This is a genomic window from Paenibacillus sp. OT2-17 (assembly GCF_009827695.1).
Lineage (GTDB): Bacteria > Bacillota > Bacilli > Paenibacillales > Paenibacillaceae > Paenibacillus > Paenibacillus polymyxa_B.
The window spans coordinates 1-824 of the sequence record NZ_WUDQ01000943.1 but is presented as its reverse complement, the minus strand read 5'-3'; the positions used below and the strand labels follow the sequence as shown (position 1 = coordinate 824).

The 824-nt window shown below is 44.4% G+C and carries 2 protein-coding genes; both read left to right on the top strand.

Annotated features, from left to right (window positions below; all coding sequences use genetic code 11):
* Positions 1-118 precede the first annotated feature (118 nt).
* Positions 119-463, top strand: coding sequence for a 50S ribosomal protein L19 (rplS, locus tag GRP75_RS28345; RefSeq protein ID WP_010346403.1), 345 nt, complete (start codon positions 119-121; stop codon positions 461-463).
* Positions 464-564: 101 nt separating this feature from the next.
* Positions 565-824, top strand: a 260-nt coding sequence (locus tag GRP75_RS28340; protein WP_160791045.1) for a S26 family signal peptidase, incomplete at its 3' end; no start/stop codon positions are given.

The following is an 824-nucleotide window of genomic DNA, read 5'->3' as shown; positions in this document are numbered from 1 at the left end:
TCCTCCATGATACAATACATCTGTTGTGTGTAATACGGTGGTCCTCTGTGGATGATGAAGGAAACGGTTGTGTTTCCAGAAGAAGCATGAACACCTGTACGGAAGGAGGGAGTCATAGATGAATATCGTCCAAGCGATCACTGAAGAACAACTGCGTAAAGATTTGCCTAACTTTCGTCCTGGTGACACTTTGAAAGTGCACGTGAAAGTTATTGAGGGAACTCGTGAGCGTATCCAGTTGTTTGAAGGTGTTGTAATTAAACGCCGTGGTGGTGGAATCAGTGAGACTTTTACAGTTCGTAAAATTTCTTACGGTGTAGGTGTGGAAAGAACTTTCCCGCTTCATTCCCCAAAAATCGATAAAATCGACGTGGCTCGCCGTGGTAAAGTGCGTCGTGCGAAGCTTTATTATCTTCGTGAACTGCGCGGTAAAGCAGCGAGAATTAAAGAAATTCGTCGTTAATACAACGAATAACGAAAGGGGCTTGGTTACAAGCTCCTTTCGTTTTTTCTACGTACATAGGGAACTGTGGATTATTGACCGTAAAGAGAGGACAGTGAGCTATGGAGCAAGAAGTAGGACAAGGAGCTGTACAGCAGCCAACTGATCAGGATGGTACGCCCAAGCGTAAACCAAAAAATGAGATTTTTGAGTGGCTCAAGGCCATCATTATTGCGTTAGTGCTTGTCTTTTTAATCCGCTGGCTTCTCTTTAAGCCGTTTATTGTGGATGGCCCGTCGATGCAGCCTAACTTTCATACCGGAGAACGCGTCATTGTAAATGAGATTTTGTATGATTTCCGTGCCCCTAAACCAGGCGAAGT

What these genes read in the sequence shown, in the direction of transcription:
- rplS (WP_010346403.1), top strand. Translation starts at nt 119, where the DNA reads ATGAATATCGTCCAAGCGATCACTGAAGAACAACTGCGTAAAGATTTG.